This is a genomic window from Bacillus haynesii (genome assembly GCF_001969855.1).
Lineage (GTDB): Bacteria > Bacillota > Bacilli > Bacillales > Bacillaceae > Bacillus > Bacillus haynesii.
The window spans coordinates 250,491-269,006 of sequence record NZ_MRBL01000005.1 but is presented as its reverse complement, the minus strand read 5'-3'; the positions used below and the strand labels follow the sequence as shown (position 1 = coordinate 269,006).

Sequence of the window (18,516 nt, the reverse complement as noted above, 5' to 3'; positions counted from 1 at the left end):
GGCAGTAAATCCCTTACAATATGAAATGTCATCTTGTAAGGGATTTACTGCCTTTATACATAGAAGGCGATTGCAGCCTTAAAACGGAACGTTTGGTTACCGCGCACCTCAAGACGTGCGCAGATTGCCAGGAAATGTACGACATGATGCGGGAACCTGTCAATTTTCATGATGACGGAGGATTGCCAAAGGAAGCAGGGGAAGCGGAAGAACAAAAATTCAGGAAAGCGTACTATCAAAGGCTGATTCTCAAAGGGGCAGCACTGTTTGGCGGGGGCTACTTGCTGATGCTTTTGATTTATTTATTCTTTTTATAAGAACTGGCGGCTGGTTGCCGCCAGTTTTTTTCGAATTGATTTCAGACGGCAGAGGGATGAACATGGTGCAAGACTATAATTTGCGTAGGGTTTCGTGTTTGACAATCAAAAGCCCCTTCAGCCGGAAGGGGCTCCTTTCCTATTCAAGCAGGCCTTTTTCGCGCATTCTTTTTTTGAGTGTAAAACCGCTCCCCATAATCACGATCAGAATCGCGATGGCGATTGCGACGCCGGCTGCGCTTTTTTGGGCGATTGCAACTCCGATCATCATGATGCTGATCACTGCAGCAAGTGCGAATAGTAAGAAAATCCATTTGATTTGTTTCATTGTTTTTCCATCCCCTTAGTATGAGTCTACTGTTAGTTTACAGAAAATCGCGCTGAATAGAAAGGTCAACCGAAGCTGGAAATTTGAAACAAATTGAAATAACTTCGTTCGTCAGTTATAATATGAAAGATTATCTAAATTTTTTAGGAGATGAAAATGTGAAACTTCGAGAAGATCTTCGCAATATCGCTATTATCGCCCACGTTGACCATGGAAAAACGACGCTTGTGGATCAGCTCCTCCATCAGGCTGGCACATTCCGTGCGAATGAAAACGTGGCTGAGCGCGCCATGGATTCCAATGATTTGGAAAGAGAGCGCGGCATTACGATTTTAGCGAAAAATACAGCGATTAATTATAAAGATACACGCATTAATATTTTGGATACTCCAGGACACGCAGACTTCGGCGGGGAAGTTGAGCGGATCATGAAAATGGTCGACGGCGTTCTGCTTGTTGTTGACGCTTATGAAGGCTGCATGCCGCAAACCCGCTTTGTACTGAAAAAAGCACTTGAGCAAAACTTGACGCCGATCGTTGTTGTCAATAAGATCGACCGTGATTTTGCCCGTCCTGAAGAGGTCGTTGATGAAGTGCTCGATTTGTTTATCGAGCTTGATGCCAATGAAGAACAGCTTGAATTCCCGGTTGTTTACGCTTCTGCGATCAACGGCACCGCATCAGCAGATCCGAAGCAACAGGATGAAAACATGGAAGCTTTATTCGAAGCGATTGTCAACCATATTCCTTGTCCTGTCGATAACCATGAGGAGCCTTTACAGTTCCAGGTGGCTCTGCTTGACTACAATGATTATGTCGGCCGTATCGGAATCGGACGCGTGTTCAGAGGAACGATGAAGGTTGGACAGCAAGTTGCTTTAATGAAGCTTGACGGTTCTGCCAAGCCGTTCCGCGTTACGAAAATCTTCGGTTTCCAGGGATTGAAGAGAGTCGAGATTGAAGAAGCGAAAGCCGGCGACCTTGTCGCGGTATCAGGAATGGAAGACATCAATGTCGGAGAAACCGTCTGCCCGATTGAGCATCAGGAGGCGCTTCCGGTTCTTCGCATTGACGAGCCGACGCTTCAAATGACGTTTGCGGTTAACAACAGTCCTTTTGCCGGCCGCGAAGGAAAATATGTCACGGCCAGGAAGATTGAAGAGCGTCTTGAACAGCAGCTGCAGACAGATGTCAGCCTTCGAGTCGATCCGACGCCATCTCCTGATGCCTGGATCGTATCAGGACGCGGCGAGCTGCATTTGTCGATTTTAATCGAAAACATGCGCCGCGAAGGCTTTGAACTGCAAGTATCGAAGCCGGAAGTCATCATTAAAGAAATCGACGGCGTTCGCTGTGAGCCTGTTGAACGCGTGCAAATCGATGTGCCTGAAGAGCACACCGGATCTGTAATGGAATCAATGGGTGCGCGCAAAGGTGAAATGATCGACATGATCAATAACGGAAACGGGCAGGTCCGCCTGATTTTCAATGTCCCTTCACGTGGATTAATCGGCTACTCAACCGAATTCCTTTCCCTTACACGCGGTTTCGGGATTTTAAATCATACGTTTGACAGCTATCAGCCAGTTGAGCCAGGGCAAGTCGGCGGGCGCCGCCAAGGCGTGCTTGTCTCAATGGATACCGGGAAAGCTTCAGCCTACGGCATTCAAGGCATTGAAGAGCGCGGCGTGATTTTTGTCGAGCCGGGCACAGAAGTATATGAAGGCATGATCGTTGGCGAGCACAACCGTGAAAACGACCTTGTCGTCAACATCAACAAAATGAAGCAGCAGACAAACGTGCGTTCAGCAACAAAAGATCAGACGGTCAGCATGAAAAAACCGCGTATCATGTCGCTTGAAGAATCGCTTGAATACTTGAACGAGGATGAGTACTGCGAAGTCACACCGGAATCCATCAGGTTAAGAAAGAAAATTCTCGACAAAAACGAACGCGAAAAAGCAGCGAAAAAGAAAAAGCTGGCAGGATTGTCGTAACATTTGCAGAACCTAAAAAAAGAGCAACCCAACTAAGCAAAGGGGAGGGGAATCTTTTTGACTGATGTAAGTGAACGGCTGTCGTTTTTTGCCGCTCTTTATAAAGTGGACCAGAATCCTGAGGCGGGAATGTGGTGGCTTTATGCCACCATCTTCGTCCTGTCTGCGGTCGTCTTTAAACTGGGTTTCGCCAAACGGCTGCCGCTGTTGAAAACGGCGATCATTTACTTTTTTCTGGCATTAGGCTGTACGTTTTTAACTTTCTTCGGCGTTTTTCTGCCGGTTGGAGAAGGGCTGATCGTAGCCGTTTTAATCCTTTCGATTTACAAAATCCGTCTGCACCGTTCGAAAAAAGAGCAGACGGGGGCGAATACGTAGAAAAGACATAGCCAAAGAAGGCTATGTCTTTTCTGTGTCCGCCAGAAAATCCGCCGTTAATAAGTCCCGAAACAAAGCCCTGGCAAAAAGAATCTCATCTGCTGAATACCGGCTTAAAAATCGTTTAAACCTTTGTTCGATTTTTTCGTGCTCACGCTGGTGAAGGTGATGAATGCTTCTCCCTTTATGGCTTAAGCGGAAGTAGATTTCTTTTTTATTGTCGCTGAGCTGTGTCTTGTTGACGAGGCCTTTTTCGGTCAGCTTGGCGGTGATCCTTGAGACCGTCGCTTTTGAAAATGCCATCTTCTCGGAAATCGAGGTGACGTTGATCGGTTCGTGGTCGCCAATGCAGCTGATCGTATGGATGTCAGACATGTTGAGTTTCAGTTCAGCTCCGAATTCGCGCTCCAGCTTTTTCATTTCTGCGGAGATGCGCTCTTTCATGACGGTTTCTTGCTGCTCCTGCTGATGAATGAGCCTGATGTACAGGTCAAATATTTCTTGTTTGGCGTGTGTTAAATGCTCCATGCAGAAAACCGGCTCCTTTAATCGATTTTTCTGCTTTGATTATACCATTTAGTTGCGCATGAAACAAAATCGTTAAACAGACTGAAGGTGAGAGTTTTCGCACCAGCGGCAGATACCGTCAGCAATCAATTGCTCTGCATTTTCCATGGATTCGTCGACAGCCCAGGCAACATGGCCGTCAGGACGGATCAGCGCTGCCTTTACGCCATTCCATTCAGGCCTGCTGTCAATTGCTTTCACTTGCATGAGCCGGACATGAGGCATTCGGGAAAGTTCCTTCGGTTCTTTCCCGAATGCTGCCAATAAAAAGCGTCCATCGTGGAGAAAAGTGTAAAGTCGTTTGACAGTACCATCTGAAAGGGTCAGGTCAATATCTGGCAGCCGTTTTCCGTTCAGCTCATGTTCAGGCATTTCTTCATCTGCTTCGTATTGCACGCTGAGCGCTGCAGTTTGTTCTGCCAGATAGCGATTGACGTCTGAAAATTCGAGAATGCCGGATAATAATTCGCGGAGGTACAGCCCTTCACGCGTAAAATCAAACAGCTTTGTTTGGATTTGTGTATTGACGAGCAGCGCTTCCCCGACAGGGTGTCTTTCATTATGGTAACTGTCAAGCAGCCAGTCGGGACACCGTCCGTTGATCTTTGCTGCGAGCTTCCAGCCAAGGTTCATCGCGTCCTGAAGGCCGACATTTAAACCTTGCCCTCCTGCGGGAAAATGAATATGTGCGGCATCTCCAGCCAAGAAAATTTTGCCGGAACGGTAATGCTCCGCCAGCTTGCTGGCATTTCCGAAGCGGGACATCCAAACCGGGCTGTTCATTCCAAGGTCCGTGCCGCAGATGCGGTTGAGTTCTTTTTTTAATTCTTCCAGTGTGACGGGCTCGTGAAGCAAAGCTTGAGGCATGTGCGGCGCCGTTATGATGACGCGGAAAATGCCGCCGTCTAAAGGCACGATCACAACGCCACCTTCACGGTTCTCGCAAGTATAGAAATGAGATTCCGGCGGATTTTCAAGTGACACATCACCAAGCATTGCAGTGATATTTGCATCAGTTCCGGAAAAAGCGATGCGCGCCTGCTTGCGAATGATACTTCCGGCTCCGTCAGCACCGACGATATAGGAAGCAGTTAGGAAGGACAGGCCACCCGGACCCTGGACAACAAGCTCGGCGGATTCCTCATGCTCGCGGACAGCGAGAACTTCATGACCGCGAAGGATGCAGACACCGAGATTTCGCGCATGTTCCTCAAGCACCTTCTCAGTTTCGTACTGGGGGATGAACAATGTAAAATTGGCTTGTGTGTCAAGCGCTGAAAAGTCCAATCCAGTCTTCAGGCTGGCAAAATGCCCCGAAGGGACCGGCTTGCCAATTTGCTTAAATCGTTCTCCAAGCCCTCTCATTTCAAGTATTTCAATTGAGCGCGGGTGCAGTGTGAGCGCTTTTGAGAATGGAGAAGGCTCTTTCAGCCGTTCGACAATACAGGTCCGGACGCCGGCTAAAGCCAGCTCGGAAGCCGTCAGCAGACCGACGGGGCCGCCGCCTGCAATCAGTACATCAAAATCCATGATCAATCACTCCTTTTTTTGTTACGTGTGAAACAATTTAAAAATACTACAAATGAAAATGTTTATCAACTATAATCTTTAATTTTGTTTCTTGTGTAACAAAAAGATAATAAAAAAGCATGGAGCTTGTCCATGCTTTTATGACTTGATCTGCTCTTTATTTTTTCTGTGCGGATATAACTTAAAACGGCCTGTTTTCATCCGGTTTTCGGTTTTGGTTTTAATTCGTTCGCTGCATTCATGGCACATATAGGTATGTATCGGCCGGTTTCGGAGACGTTTGGCAATGAGTGTGTCATCATCGATTTTTTCGATTTTGTCACACAATGAACACTTTACCCTCACTTGATTCACCTCGCTTACGATTCATTATACCTTAATCAATCAGACAAATAAATTTTCTCCTTTAGAAAAAAGGGAAAAGCCTGTGCCGTCAAGAAAACAGTGGCACAGACTTTTTTAAAGTTATTGCTGCCGATTTTTCATATGCTTGTTCGATTGGTTATTCTGCTTCTTTTCGAGCTGATTCTGATTTCTTTCATTCAGCTGGTCGTTGTTGGATTTTGTAGGATTTGTTTGCTGGTTGTCTGTTGCGTCGTTCGGCACTTCAGGAAGGACGCGCCCGACGATGGCTGCCAGCTCGTCGAGAATCCCTTTGACAGGACGTCCCGCTTGAATTTCTCTGCCCATTGCCCGCAGGCGGTTTACAGTGTCGGGATCCGCGACAACGGCGGCATTTGCTCCGTAAGGGTCATTCTGCAGAGCTTCAGCGACCGAATACTTAATGGATTCGACTTTGCTGCGTTCCAAATTGTCTTTCACATCAATTCCGACGACGGCGAGCCTGCCGAGCACGACGGCGGTCGCATCATTGACACCCGGAACGCTTTCTGTGATCTTCACAAGGCGCCGTGAGATGGCTTGTCCGTCTTCACGGTTTACCGGCTCCTGGGCGCTATTTTTCACATGAATCGGTCTGTTGCCGGGAAGCTCATTCGCTTCATTTCGGGCATTATTTTGAATGCCGCAGGCTGAAAGCAGCATAACGGTTTGAATTAGGATCAAAAAAAAGATTCGCACTTGAGGTTGCCTCCTTAAAAATGCTTTCATTAATTTTTATTGTTGAATTAACCTTCTATCTTTATTCACAAAAACATATATTTTAGCGGGCGCTCCATCAGCTTTTAACCCAAATGAAAAAGAAAAGGCTAAAAATCCTGATCAGGAGGCGGAAGATTGAGTAAAATTTATGTGCTAGATACGAATGTGTTATTGCAGGATCCGAATTCAATCTTTTCTTTTGAAGATAACGAGGTTGTCATCCCGGCTGTCGTATTGGAGGAAGTCGATTCAAAGAAACGCTACATGGATGAAATCGGGAGGAATGCAAGGCGCGTATCTAAATTGATAGATGATTTGCGTTTAAAAGGAAGGCTGTATGAAAATGTTCCTCTCCCAAACGGAGGAAGCTTGAGAATCGAGCTTAATCATCGCTCTTTTCAGCAGCTTCAGGAAATCTTTATCGAAAAAACTAGCGACAACCGGATTTTAGCCGTAGCGAAAAACCTCAGCCTTGAAGAAGAAACGAAAGAAGGCGGCAGGCCGGTTATCCTTGTCAGCAAAGATATGCTGATCCGCGTCAAAGCTGATGCCATCGGCTTGATGTCAGAGGATTTTTTGCACGACAGGGTTGTCGACAATAATGATATATACAGCGGTTATACGGATCTGTATATTCGCTCGGATCAGATGAATTCATTTTTCGAACATCACGATTTGCCGGTTGACGAAATCAGCAGAGAGGCGCTGTGTCCGAACCAGTTTGTCGTTATGAAGGACGCGCTCGGCGGATCATCCTCTGCGGTTGGAATCGTTGATCAAAGCGGAAAATCCGTTAAAAAGCTTGTTTTTGATCAGGAGCAGGTTTGGGGCATCCGTTCGCGAAATGTACAGCAGACGATGGCGCTGGAACTTCTTTTAAGACAAGATATTCCGCTTGTCACCCTGATCGGAAAAGCCGGCACAGGAAAAACCCTGCTTGCGCTGGCAGCGGGGCTGCTGCAGACAGAGGACCTGGGGAATTTTAAAAAGCTTGTTGTCACGAGGCCGATCGTTCCTGTCGGAAAAGATCTCGGCTATCTTCCGGGTGAAAAAGAAGAAAAACTGCGTCCGTGGGTCCAGCCTATTTTTGATAACCTGGAATACTTGTTCAATGCAAAAAAGCCGGGGGAACTTGATGATATTTTAGCGGGGATGGGCTCCATTCAAGTCGAAGCCCTCACATATATAAGGGGCAGAAGCATTCCCGACCAGTTCATCATCATCGATGAGGCCCAAAATCTGACCAAGCATGAAGTCAAAACGCTTCTGACACGCGTCGGGGAAGGCAGCAAAATCGTATTGATGGGTGACACCGAACAGATCGACCATCCTTATCTGGATGCGATGAACAACGGCCTGTCCTATGTTGTAGAGCGCTTTAAGGATCAAAAAATTTCCGGAAACGTGAAGCTTTTAAAAGGAGAGCGCTCCCGGCTTGCAAGGCTTGCTGCTGATCTGCTGTAATTAAAAAACCCGGGCTTTTAGCCCAGGTTTCTACTTGCGTGGCACGCGGGCCGGGTCGCCGGCAAGAGCCGAAAACCCGGCCGGGGAAAAGGGGAGGCGGAGTTTTTCATCGCCTCCGGCGCACCAGTTGCTGTTTTAAACAATGTGAATTTCTTTTACTCGTTTCACAGGAGTCATCCTGTTTGAACCGTCGGGAAAATAAACGTGTACAGGCCCGTCTTCGCCAAGCGGCTTGCCTTTGTTGCTGAAGCAGAGAATCATGCCGCCCGCTTCTTCGATCGGAACGGAAACGTCTTCACCTTCCGTTTTGAAGAGGCATTTGACGGCGGAGCCTGACACCTCCGCATTTTTCAAAAAAGGCTCAAGCTTGATCCCGAAAGTGCCGTCAAGCAATTTTTCCTTTTCATACTTTTTCTCTGATTTCAGCGTCGGCGGCGATACAGCACCTTCCCTGATTTGCCGTTCCCTGTCAATCACAAGGTCGTCATCTTCATCCTGTACCTCTCCGAAATGTGAAAAGAACTGATCGAGATCGAATTTTCGGTCATCAAAAATCCAGACGCTCGGATCGAGCGTAATCGGATACTTTACATTTCCTGTGATCGTTACAATGCTCATGTCTTCTACCACTCCCTCACAAAAAATTATAAGCGCTTTCTTTCGAATTGTCACTTCTCATAACAAAAGCCCTCTCCGGGAAAGATAACAGCAATGGCGCTCGGATGGAGGGAAAAAACTTGAATTGCCGGCATAATGAGGAGCTCGAATATTTTGTCACAGAAGCGAAAAAAGTGACGGGAAAAGGAAAGGTTGCATCTTACATACCGGCTTTGGCCGAATTATCGGAGGACGATTTGTCGGCGGCGGTCTACTTTACAGACGGGACGTGTATATCAGCGGGGGATGTGGAAAAAGCTTTCACTCTGCAAAGCATATCAAAAGTATTGTCGCTTGCCCTTGTCCTGATCGATCACGGCCCGGAAAAAGTGTTTCATTATGTAGGGCAAGAGCCGACTGGTGATCCGTTTAACTCCATCATCAAACTTGAAACCGTCAACCCGGGGAAGCCGCTGAATCCGATGATAAACGCCGGAGCATTGGTGGTCACAAGCATGATTAAAGGAGGGACGAACACCGATAAGATCGGCAGGCTGCTTGATTTTATTAAAAAACTTGCAAATAACCGGAATATTACCTTTTGTGAGAAGGTCGCCGAATCTGAATTTGAAACCTCGATGGTCAACAGGGCGATGTGCTATTACATGAAAGAGCACGGCATTTTTCAGGCTGAGGTTGAGGATGTCATGGATGTATATACAAAACAGTGCGCCATTGAAATGAACAGCCTAGACCTGGCGAAAATCGGCTCTGTTTTTGCTTTGAACGGCAAGCATCCCGAAACGGGAGAGCAAATCATACCGAAGGATATCGCGAGAATTTGCAAGACATTTATGGTGACGTGCGGAATGTATAATGCCAGCGGCGAATTCGCAATCAAAATCGGCATTCCCGCCAAAAGCGGGGTTTCTGGAGGGATCATGGGGCTGTCCCCATACCGTTTCGGCATCGGCATCTTCGGGCCCTCGCTCGATGAAAAGGGAAACAGCATCGCCGGAATCCGGCTTTTAGAGCTATTATCTGCGAATTACAGTTTAAGCATTTTTTAAAATGTGAGCGGAAGCTTAAAATTCGAGTCTTTGAAATACGGCGAAAGGACAGAAATAGCTTGCTTTTTTTCGGCTGAGGCTTTATCATAAATAGAAGAATTAGGTACTCGCCTGGGGAACGGAGGGATACTTTTGGCGTCTGAGATTGTAGTCGACCATCGTGAAAAAGCACTTGCCCTGTTAAAACGTGATGCTGATAAAATCTTAAAGCTGATTCAAGTGCAAATGGACAACTTAACGATGCCTCAATGTCCTCTTTATGAAGAGGTTTTAGATACACAAATGTTCGGACTCTCTAGGGAAATTGATTTTGCTGTCCGCCTTGGATTAGTGGATGAAGAAGAGGGTAAAGAACTGCTTTACAGGCTGGAACGTGAATTGTCTGCATTACATGATGCATTTACAAAAAAATAAATGAACACCTCAGCAGAATCTTTCTGTCTGAGTCAGCTTGTCGACGACGTTTCGATAGAAACAAACTGCCGGCAGGCTTTTTTTGTTATGGAATGAGAAAGAAAACGTCCGTTGATGAAGGATTGGCCGCTGTTCGTGCCGAATAAACGAAGACGCATGGTATGCCGATAAAAAAATAGAATGGCAGTCTTGGAACAGACGGACTTTTCTTTCTGACGAGATTCGAAGTCTTATGAAAAGGGTATCTTTCGTGCTTTTTAAGAAAGTGTAGTAAAATAACGAAGGAGTTACCACAAACACATTTTGAAGGCAAGTAAGGAAGAGGATAATAATATGATAAAAAGAATGCTCAAATCCTATGATTATTCATTAATCTTCGCTGTATTCCTGCTGTGCGGGTTCGGGCTCGTCATGGTATACAGCTCAAGCATGATCACAGCCGTGACAAGGTACGGACAAGACAGCAGCTACTTTTTTGACAGGCAGCTGATGTTTTTGGCGCTCGGAACCGTCATATTTTTATGCGCGGCGCTTTTTCCGTATAAGGCTTTTGCCAATCAAAAATTCCAAAAGTTTTTGCTGCTCATTTCCGTCGTCGCTTTGTTCGGGCTGTTTGTTGTCGGACATGTGGCCGGGAATGCCCAAAGCTGGTTCAGGGTTTCGAATTACGGCATCCAGCCGGGGGAGTTTGTCAAGCTGACCATCATCTTGTATCTTTCTTCCGTCTACGCCAAAAAGCAAAGCTATATTGACAACTTGGGAGCCGGAATCGCCCCTCCTGCGATCATCACGCTTTTCATTTGCGCCCTGGTCGCTGCTCAGCCGGATGTGGGAACGGCTTTTATCATCGCTTTAATCGCTTTGTGCATTATTTTGTGCTCGGGATTCAGCGGCAAAACGCTGTTAAAGCTCGTGCTTTTGGCCGGGGCTGTCCTTGTGCTCGTCAGCCCGCTCATTTATTTCAACTGGGACAGCATTTTAACAGAAGGACGGTTGAAGCGGTTTGAAAGCTACCAAAACCCCTTTAAAGACGCGGGAGATTCTGGCTTTCAAGTCGTCAATTCCTACTTGGCGATCGGTTCTGGGGGGCTGTTCGGCCTAGGCCTCGGCGAGAGCGTACAGAAGTATGGGTATCTGCCTGAAACGCATACCGATTTTATTATGGCAGTCATCGCTGAGGAGCTCGGTATTTTCGGTGTCCTTTTTGTCGTGCTGCTGCTCGCTTTCATCGTTTTAAAAGGGTTTTATATTGCGAGAAAATGCGACGATCCGTTTGGAAGTTTGCTTGCGATCGGGATATCGAGCATGATCGCCATCCAGTCTTTCGTGAACCTTGGCGGCATATCCGGCTTGATTCCTTTGACAGGGGTGACGCTTCCGTTTATCAGCTATGGAGGGTCATCGCTCATTCTGCTGATGGCAAGCGCGGGGATATTGGTGAACATCAGCATGTTTAATGAATACTTTGATCGGTTCAAACGAAAACAGCCTGTTAATACTACAAAAACCAAAGAAAATCAATATAAAAAAAGTATAAATTTTTAAAAAACTAAGCGTGTACAATGCCCATCCGATTCATTTAGAATAGATACATACTTAAAACAGCGGATGAGGGGGAACGACATGTCACAACAGTCTATTCAAAAAGTTCTTGTTGCAAACAGAGGGGAAATCGCTATCCGCGTATTTCGCGCCTGCACAGAACTGAATATCCGTACGGTAGCGATCTATTCTAAAGAAGACAGCGGATCTTACCACAGATACAAAGCCGATGAGGCATACCTGGTCGGCGAAGGAAAGAAGCCGATTGACGCTTATCTTGATATTGAAGGGATCATCGAGATTGCAAAACGCAACCATGTGGATGCCATCCATCCAGGCTACGGCTTCCTGTCAGAAAACATTCAGTTTGCGAAGCGGTGTGAAGAGGAAGGCATCATCTTTATCGGGCCGACCTCCAAGCACCTCGATATGTTTGGAGACAAAGTGAAAGCCCGTGAACAAGCTGAAAAAGCAGGAATTCCCGTCATACCGGGGAGCGACGGACCAGTGGCTGATATAGCGGAGGTCAAACAATTTGCGGAGGAGTTCGGATATCCGTTTATTATTAAAGCGTCGCTTGGCGGCGGCGGCCGCGGCATGCGGATCGTCAAAGACGAATCGGAGCTGGAGGAATCCTATAACAGGGCGAAATCAGAGGCGAAAGCGGCTTTTGGCAATGATGAAGTGTATGTTGAAAAGCTGATCGAAAAGCCGAAGCACATTGAAGTTCAAGTCATCGGAGATAAAGAAGGGAACGTGGTTCACCTTTACGACCGCGACTGCTCTGTGCAAAGGCGTCATCAAAAGGTCATCGAAGTGGCGCCGAGCGTTTCGCTTTCTGAATCCCTCCGGGAAAAGATTTGCGATGCAGCCGTTAAGCTTGCGAAGAATGTTGACTATGTCAATGCCGGTACGGTCGAATTTTTAGTTGCGAACGATGAGTTTTTCTTTATTGAAGTCAACCCGCGTGTTCAGGTGGAGCACACCATTACGGAAATGGTGACGGGTGTCGATATCGTACAGACGCAAATCCTGATCGCTGCCGGATTCAGTCTGGACAGCAGCGAAATCAGCATTCCGAACCAGGATGCCATCACGCTGCATGGATATGCGATCCAGTCAAGGGTTACGACTGAAGACCCGTCAAACAATTTCATGCCTGACACAGGCAAAATCATGGCATATCGCTCAGGCGGCGGTTTCGGGGTAAGGCTTGATACCGGAAACAGTTTTCAGGGCGCTGTCATTACACCTTATTACGACTCGCTGCTTGTTAAGCTTTCAACCTGGGCGCTGACGTTTGAACAGGCGGCAGCCAAAATGGTCCGCAACCTTCAGGAATTCAGGATCAGGGGAATCAAAACGAACATTCCTTTCCTTGAAAATGTGGCGAAACACGAAAAGTTTCTCACAGGGCAATACGATACGTCTTTTATCGATACAACGCCAGAACTCTTTGTCTTTCCTAAGCAGAGAGACCGCGGAACAAAAATGCTGACATACATCGGGAACGTAACGGTCAACGGCTTCCCGGGCATCGATAAAAAGAAGAAGCCTGAGTTTGATAAGCCGCAGATCGTCAAAACAGATGTCGATCAGCCAATCGCAAGCGGAACAAAACAGATTCTTGATGAACGCGGAGCCGAAGGGCTCGTCAAATGGGTGAAAGATCAAGAGGAAGTGCTTCTCACGGATACGACGTTCCGCGATGCCCATCAGTCACTGCTTGCGACAAGATTCAGAACGCATGACCTGAAAAAAATCGCCAATCCGACGGCTGCACTCTGGCCAGAGCTTTTCAGCCTTGAAATGTGGGGCGGCGCCACATTTGATGTCGCTTACCGTTTCTTGAAAGAAGACCCGTGGAAAAGGCTCGAGGAGCTGCGGAAGGAAATTCCGAATACGATGTTTCAAATGTTGTTGAGATCTTCGAATGCCGTCGGGTATACAAACTACCCTGACAACCTGATTAAAAAGTTTGTCAGCGAATCGGCTGCGGCCGGAATCGATGTATTCCGCATTTTTGACAGCTTGAACTGGGTTAAAGGGATGACGCTCGCCATTGATGCAGTGCGCGAGTCAGGCAAGCTTGCCGAAGCGGCGATCTGCTATACCGGGGACATTCTCGATCCGAACAGAACCAAATATAACCTTGAATATTATACGTCAATAGCAAAAGAACTGGAAGCAGCGGGGGCGCATATTCTCGGCATTAAAGATATGGCCGGCCTGCTGAGACCTCAAGCGGCATACGAACTGGTGTCAGCTTTAAAAGAGACGATCGATATTCCGATCCATTTGCATACGCACGACACGAGCGGCAACGGTATTTTTATGTACGCGAAGGCGATAGAAGCAGGCGTCGACATCGTCGATGTAGCGGTCAGCTCTATGGCGGGTCAGACATCACAGCCAAGTGCCAGCTCGCTTTACCATGCGCTTGAAGGCGATAAGCGCCGTCCGCAGTTTAATGTCGATGCGGTAGAGTCGTTGTCTCAATATTGGGAGTCTGTCAGAAAATATTACAGCGAGTTTGAGAGCGGTATGAATGCGCCACATACCGAAATTTACAAGCATGAAATGCCTGGCGGCCAATACAGCAACCTTCAGCAGCAGGCTAAGGGAGTCGGCCTTGGTGACCGCTGGAATGAAGTGAAAGAAATGTACAGCCGGGTTAACCACCTGTTCGGGGACATCGTAAAGGTTACACCGTCATCTAAAGTCGTCGGGGATATGGCGCTTTACATGGTGCAAAATAACTTGACGGAAGATGATATTTACGAAAGGGGAGAATCTCTCGACTTTCCTGACTCGGTTGTTGAGCTTTTTAAAGGCTATATCGGCCAGCCTCACGGCGGATTCCCTGAGAAATTGCAAAAGCTGATTTTAAAAGGGCAGGAGCCGATTACTGTACGCCCTGGAGAGCTGCTTGAACCGGTTTCGTTTGACGATATAAAAGCGGAATTCTTAGAAAAGCATGATCTGGAGCTTTCCGACCAGGATGCAGTCGCATATGCGCTTTATCCGAAAGTGTTTACCGAGTATGTGAAGACAGCGGAACTGTACGGGGATATTTCTGTGCTTGATACACCGACCTTCTTCTACGGCATGACGCTCGGCGAAGAAATCGAGGTCGAGATTGAAAGAGGGAAAACGCTGATCGTCAAACTTGTCTCTATCGGGGAACCGCGCCCTGATGCGACGAGAGTCGTTTATTTTGAACTGAACGGCCAGCCTCGCGAAGTGGTCATTAAAGACGAAAGCATCAAATCGTCCGTTCATCAAAATGTGAAAGCCGACCGTTCAAACCCGAATCATATCGCGGCAACCATGCCGGGAACGGTGATTAAGCTTCTTGTAAGCAAAGGGGACCAAGTGAAGAAAGGCGATCATTTAATGATCAATGAAGCAATGAAAATGGAAACGACCGTCCAGGCTCCGTTTTCAGGAACTGTTGAGAATATTCACGTAACAAACGGAGAAGCCATTCAAACCGGCGACCTCCTTATTGAACTGAAAAAATAAAAGTGCGGCCGCTGACTTTTGTCGGCGGCCTCTTTTTATGAAAAAATCCCCCGCAACAGGCGGAGGATCAAGTGTTTATTTTTATTTTTGCACCTGCCTGCGATAGCGCACAACAAGCAGCAGGAAGTAGCAAAGGATTCCGAACACGCAGGAAATAAAGAAAGCGTGGGCGAGTGCAAATCCCAAATCCAGCCTGCTGTAGACAACCGCAATTCCTGACGCAGCCTGAAGGATGATCAGGATCAGGGAAATCATCCAGCCCCAATAAATGCGTTTTTGATTTTTATACTGTCTGGCTGCATGTACCGCTGCCGCGATGATCCAGGCGAACAGAAGTAGTGCCGCAGCCCTGTGTCCCATCTGCACCCATTCGTGAAACTTCCCGGGAAGCCAGCCGTTTTGCGTGCTGCACATCGGAAAATCAAGGCACGCAAGGCTTGACTTCGTATGCCGGACATATGCGCCTGTATAAACGACGACATATGTGTATATAATGATTCCTATCATATGAAACTGCATGGTTTTTCCTATATAAAACGATTCGGCTTTCTGCTTGCTGTCAGTTTCAAACACCAGAAGCGTCAATAGCAGAACAGAAGCGAAGGAAATAAGCGAGATCCCGAAGTGCAAAGCCATGATCAGGGCCGATGACCCGAAGACAACCGCCGCAGCGCCCAGGAGCGCTTGAAGAATGAGAAAGACGACCGACATCACCGCGAGAAATTTCGTTTCTCTGATATGGCCGATTTTTTTCCATGACCAAATGGCGAGAGCCAGCACAAGGATGCCGGATGTGCCGCTGACAAACCTGTGGCTCCATTCGATAATCGATTCAAGGGTCAGAGCCGGGAATATGCTTCCGTTGCAAAGCGGCCAAGATCTGCCGCAGCCCATTCCTGAACCCGTCTTTGTGACGAGGGCGCCGCCGATCAGCACGAAAAGCATGGCGATAGTTGTGATAATTCCCAAGCCTTTTAATGCTTTATTCATAAATTCAATTCTCCTTTTTTAATACAAACTGACTAATAAAAAGATATTTACCACCTTCAAGTGTAAGCGAATTGATGTTCTGCTGCAATTCATAATGATTATTGTTCACAAAAATGCAATAGAAGGCGTTCACATTTTTATTGGTTTTGAAGACTTGATAATTGTGGCTTCGTTTGATAGAACTATATTAGAATGACAGTGGTTTTCCGCTCTTGTTCACAACTTTTCCTTCATCTGTAAAGAAAGTCATAAAAAGTTCACAAATATAAACCGGTTTGTCGATTAATATTTAATAGGCTGTTTTTTTCCAACCGGTAATCTTGTATGATAGAGTTGTAGGTTTTTTATGAATATACCGCTTCTCTTGACGTGATGAAGGTTTGAGTAAGGGGGGTTAGTATTATGGCTGAAACAAGAATTACAGCTGATACAGCAATGAATGGACAAATAGAAGAGACGACAGCATGGAAAGATTTCCTCGCCCTTATCAAAGTCGGGATTGTTTACTCGAACCTGATAACAACTTTTACGGGCATGTGGCTCGCTTTTTACTTTTCAAATCTGAGCTTTCTAGGAAACCTTGATATCGTGCTGTTCACTTTAGCGGGGTCCTCGCTTATTATTGCAGGATCATGCGTCATCAACAACTACTATGACCGTGATATTGACCAGCTCATGCAGCGGACGAAAACAAGGCCGACAGTGACTGGGAAAATCCAGCCTTCACAGGCATTGTGGTTCGGCATTCTGCTGACTGCGCTCGGTTTTATCATGCTGCTGATGACCAATCTGACAGCTGCCGCAGTAGGGTTTGTCGGCGTCTTTACGTACGTGTTTCTTTACACGATGTGGTCAAAGCGCCGCTATACCGTTAATACGATTATCGGAAGTGTATCAGGGGCTGTTCCTCCTTTGATCGGATGGACCGCTGTCCAAGGTTCCATCGGAGTTGAGGCGTGGGTGCTGTTTTTAATTATGTTTATTTGGCAGATTCCCCACTTTCTGGCGCTTGCGATTAAGAAAACGGAGGAATACAGAGCCGCAAATATACCGATGCTGCCTGTTGTACACGGTTTTGAAGTGACGAAAAGGCAAATCATCATTTGGATTGCCTGCTTAATGCCGCTGCCGTTTTTCCTCGGCGGACTCGGACTGCCGATCGTCATTTTGGGGACGGTACTCAATATCGGCTGGCTCGTTTGCGGTCTGGTCGGTTACAGAAGCAAAAATATCATGAAATGGGCAACGCTCATGTTTGTATATTCATTAAATTACTTGACCATATTTTTCGTTGCCATGGTCGTATTCACACTTTTTAAAATTGGATAGAACTCTATAATTCATCACATTGAAGGCTGTCACTTAACACTTCAAGCAGACAACAATCATGTAAAAGCCGCCTTATCGATTTTTTCGATTATGTTTAACAAGGCGGCTTTACGTTCATACATAGATGGTATTTTGAGTAAAAAACCTCATTATTTAAGAAATGAGGAAATGTAAGTGCTTTAATTGGAGTGGGGAGTCAGATGAATGAATAGGTGTCCTATAAACGTTTGAACAGTGAAAGTTTCAAAAGGATTGATTGAAAAGGGGTTGGGAAGAAATGTTAAAGAAATGGCGTCTGATGTCGCTGTTCACTATTTTGGCGCTCGTTTTAGCAGGGTGCGGAGAACCGTTCATATCAACGCTGCAGCCGGCGGGCGAGGTGGCTGATCAGCAGTATTTCCTAATGATTCTCAGCACGCTGATCATGGTTGTTGTTGTAGTAGTGGTAAGTTTCATTTTCGTATTTGTCATCGTCAAGTACAGAAGATCTAAGCTCGGTGATGACCACATCCCGAAACAGGTTGAAGGAAACCGCAATTTAGAAATTTTATGGACTGTTATTCCGATTATTCTCCTTCTTATCCTGGTTGTTCCTGTTGTTGCACAGACCTTTGATCTTGCTGATACAAAACCGATGGATAAGAAAAACAGGGATCCGGAGAAGGCGCTGGTCGTCAACGTCCGGGCAAACCTTTACTGGTGGGAATTCGAATATCCTGACTACGGCGTGGTGACGAGCCAGGAGCTGGTCGTGCCAACCGATGAACGCGTTTACTTCAAGCTGAAAGCTTCCGATGTCAAACATTCATTCTGGGTTCCTTCTGTCGGGGGTAAGATTGATACGAACACAGACAATGAAAACAAATTCTTCTTAACGTTCGATTCAAAACGAGCGGAAAAGGCCGGAGACTATTTCTACGGGAAATGCGCCGAGCTCTGCGGACCTTCCCACGCTTTAATGGACTTTAAAGTTAAAGCGGTTTCGAAGGATGAGTTCAAGAAATGGATGAGCGATATGGAAAACTATAAAGCGGGGGCGAAAACCGATCTCGCTGTTGAAGGAGAAAAAGTGTTCAAAGAGAAAAACTGCCTGAGCTGTCATGCGACTGATTCAAAAGACCAAAGGGCTGAAGCGGCCAGAACGGCTCCGAACCTTGCGACTTTTGGAGACAGGTCGACGATCGCCGGCGTGAAGGAATTCAACGATGAAAACTTGAAAGCGTGGCTCAAGGATCCTGAAAGCATAAAACCGGGCAACAAAATGACCGGCACATACCCTGATTTGAGCGACAAGGAACTTGATGCACTGACTGAATATTTAAAGGGGTTAAAAACGGTAGACTAACGCTTCAAAGGGAGAATGAGGG

The 18,516-nt window shown here is 46.7% G+C and carries 17 protein-coding genes and 1 pseudogene; 11 read left to right on the top strand and 7 right to left on the bottom strand.

Translation table 11 applies throughout. From position 1 onward, the window contains the following. Positions 1–20: 20 nt before the first annotated feature. Together BTA31_RS23520 and BTA31_RS23235 are read left to right on the top strand one after the other, a co-directional pair. Positions 21–119, top strand: a pseudogene (locus tag BTA31_RS23520) (zf-HC2 domain-containing protein); the annotation flags it as partial. A gap of 24 nt (positions 120–143) precedes the next feature. Continuing rightward, positions 144–317: a hypothetical protein gene (locus BTA31_RS23235; RefSeq protein ID WP_239693143.1), complete on the top strand. Its 174-nt coding sequence runs from the start codon at positions 144–146 to the stop codon at positions 315–317. Between the two features lie 139 nt (positions 318–456). Here BTA31_RS23235 and BTA31_RS05955 read toward each other — a convergent pair whose 3' ends face one another. Beyond that, positions 457–645 carry a YlaF family protein gene (locus BTA31_RS05955; protein ID WP_043927517.1) on the bottom strand — a complete coding sequence of 63 codons (189 nt, stop codon included), beginning with the start codon at positions 643–645 and terminating at the stop codon, positions 457–459. 158 nt (positions 646–803) lie between these two features. Between BTA31_RS05955 and typA the strand changes: the two genes are divergently transcribed. Together typA and BTA31_RS05945 are read left to right on the top strand one after the other, a co-directional pair. Further along, on the top strand, positions 804–2,642 hold the full coding sequence (typA, locus tag BTA31_RS05950) for a translational GTPase TypA (protein ID WP_076789720.1): 1,839 nt from the start codon (positions 804–806) through the stop codon (positions 2,640–2,642). 57 nt (positions 2,643–2,699) lie between these two features. Further along, positions 2,700–3,020 (top strand): YlaH-like family protein, encoded by a 321-nt coding sequence (locus BTA31_RS05945; protein ID WP_003181448.1) that lies wholly within the window; start codon positions 2,700–2,702, stop codon positions 3,018–3,020. 21 nt (positions 3,021–3,041) lie between these two features. Here BTA31_RS05945 and BTA31_RS05940 read toward each other — a convergent pair whose 3' ends face one another. The 4 genes from BTA31_RS05940 to BTA31_RS05925 all read right to left on the bottom strand — a co-directional run bounded on the left by BTA31_RS05940 (position 3,042) and on the right by BTA31_RS05925 (position 6,197). Continuing rightward, positions 3,042–3,548 carry a MarR family transcriptional regulator gene (locus tag BTA31_RS05940; protein WP_043927519.1) on the bottom strand — a complete coding sequence of 169 codons (507 nt, stop codon included), beginning with the start codon at positions 3,546–3,548 and terminating at the stop codon, positions 3,042–3,044. 72 nt (positions 3,549–3,620) lie between these two features. Beyond that, the gene (locus BTA31_RS05935; RefSeq protein ID WP_076789716.1) at positions 3,621–5,117 is read right to left on the bottom strand and encodes a monooxygenase; all 1,497 of its coding nucleotides are present in this window, start codon (positions 5,115–5,117) and stop codon (positions 3,621–3,623) included. 138 nt (positions 5,118–5,255) lie between these two features. Beyond that, entirely contained in the window at positions 5,256–5,462 is a 207-nt protein-coding gene (locus BTA31_RS05930) for a YlaI family protein (RefSeq protein WP_043927520.1), read from the bottom strand. A 120-nt stretch (positions 5,463–5,582) separates the two neighbouring features. Continuing rightward, entirely contained in the window at positions 5,583–6,197 is a 615-nt protein-coding gene (locus tag BTA31_RS05925) for a YhcN/YlaJ family sporulation lipoprotein (protein WP_043927522.1), read from the bottom strand. A gap of 156 nt (positions 6,198–6,353) precedes the next feature. Between BTA31_RS05925 and BTA31_RS05920 the strand changes: the two genes are divergently transcribed. After that, on the top strand, positions 6,354–7,682 hold the full coding sequence (locus BTA31_RS05920; protein WP_043927523.1) for a PhoH family protein: 1,329 nt from the start codon (positions 6,354–6,356) through the stop codon (positions 7,680–7,682). Between the two features lie 135 nt (positions 7,683–7,817). On the opposite strand, the gene BTA31_RS05915 is transcribed toward BTA31_RS05920, so the two are convergent. Next, the gene (locus BTA31_RS05915; protein WP_076789713.1) at positions 7,818–8,300 is read right to left on the bottom strand and encodes a hypothetical protein; all 483 of its coding nucleotides are present in this window, start codon (positions 8,298–8,300) and stop codon (positions 7,818–7,820) included. 119 nt (positions 8,301–8,419) lie between these two features. Between BTA31_RS05915 and glsA the strand changes: the two genes are divergently transcribed. From glsA to pyc, 4 genes are all read left to right on the top strand, one after another. After that, positions 8,420–9,349: a glutaminase A gene (gene glsA / locus BTA31_RS05910; protein ID WP_043927526.1), complete on the top strand. Its 930-nt coding sequence runs from the start codon at positions 8,420–8,422 to the stop codon at positions 9,347–9,349. 132 nt (positions 9,350–9,481) lie between these two features. After that, on the top strand, positions 9,482–9,763 hold the full coding sequence (locus BTA31_RS05905) for an Fpa/YlaN family protein (protein ID WP_003181465.1): 282 nt from the start codon (positions 9,482–9,484) through the stop codon (positions 9,761–9,763). A gap of 333 nt (positions 9,764–10,096) precedes the next feature. Beyond that, positions 10,097–11,308 carry an FtsW/RodA/SpoVE family cell cycle protein gene (locus tag BTA31_RS05900; RefSeq protein ID WP_076789709.1) on the top strand — a complete coding sequence of 404 codons (1,212 nt, stop codon included), beginning with the start codon at positions 10,097–10,099 and terminating at the stop codon, positions 11,306–11,308. A 78-nt stretch (positions 11,309–11,386) separates the two neighbouring features. Next, positions 11,387–14,830, top strand: a complete 3,444-nt coding sequence (pyc, locus tag BTA31_RS05895) for a pyruvate carboxylase (protein ID WP_076789705.1) — start codon at positions 11,387–11,389, stop codon at positions 14,828–14,830. Between the two features lie 81 nt (positions 14,831–14,911). On the opposite strand, the gene BTA31_RS05890 is transcribed toward pyc, so the two are convergent. Further along, on the bottom strand, positions 14,912–15,820 hold the full coding sequence (locus BTA31_RS05890) for a COX15/CtaA family protein (RefSeq protein WP_076789702.1): 909 nt from the start codon (positions 15,818–15,820) through the stop codon (positions 14,912–14,914). A gap of 402 nt (positions 15,821–16,222) precedes the next feature. Here BTA31_RS05890 and cyoE point away from each other — a divergent pair, with 402 nt between their 5' ends. Then, positions 16,223–17,149 carry a heme o synthase gene (cyoE, locus tag BTA31_RS05885; protein ID WP_043927531.1) on the top strand — a complete coding sequence of 309 codons (927 nt, stop codon included), beginning with the start codon at positions 16,223–16,225 and terminating at the stop codon, positions 17,147–17,149. Between the two features lie 277 nt (positions 17,150–17,426). Further along, on the top strand, positions 17,427–18,494 hold the full coding sequence (gene coxB / locus BTA31_RS05880) for a cytochrome c oxidase subunit II (RefSeq protein WP_043927532.1): 1,068 nt from the start codon (positions 17,427–17,429) through the stop codon (positions 18,492–18,494). Positions 18,495–18,516: the final 22 nt, after the last annotated feature.

Coding starts and splice junctions, on each gene's coding strand:
- BTA31_RS23235 (WP_239693143.1), top strand. CDS start 144: ATGATGCGGGAACCTGTCAATTTTCATGATGACGGAGGATTGCCAAAG.
- BTA31_RS05955 (WP_043927517.1), bottom strand. CDS start 645: ATGAAACAAATCAAATGGATTTTCTTACTATTCGCACTTGCTGCAGTG.
- BTA31_RS05940 (WP_043927519.1), bottom strand. CDS start 3,548: ATGGAGCATTTAACACACGCCAAACAAGAAATATTTGACCTGTACATC.
- BTA31_RS05935 (WP_076789716.1), bottom strand. CDS start 5,117: ATGGATTTTGATGTACTGATTGCAGGCGGCGGCCCCGTCGGTCTGCTG.
- BTA31_RS05915 (WP_076789713.1), bottom strand. CDS start 8,300: ATGAGCATTGTAACGATCACAGGAAATGTAAAGTATCCGATTACGCTC.
- BTA31_RS05900 (WP_076789709.1), top strand. CDS start 10,097: ATGATAAAAAGAATGCTCAAATCCTATGATTATTCATTAATCTTCGCT.
- pyc (WP_076789705.1), top strand. CDS start 11,387: ATGTCACAACAGTCTATTCAAAAAGTTCTTGTTGCAAACAGAGGGGAA.
- BTA31_RS05890 (WP_076789702.1), bottom strand. CDS start 15,820: ATGAATAAAGCATTAAAAGGCTTGGGAATTATCACAACTATCGCCATG.
- cyoE (WP_043927531.1), top strand. CDS start 16,223: ATGGCTGAAACAAGAATTACAGCTGATACAGCAATGAATGGACAAATA.
- coxB (WP_043927532.1), top strand. CDS start 17,427: ATGTTAAAGAAATGGCGTCTGATGTCGCTGTTCACTATTTTGGCGCTC.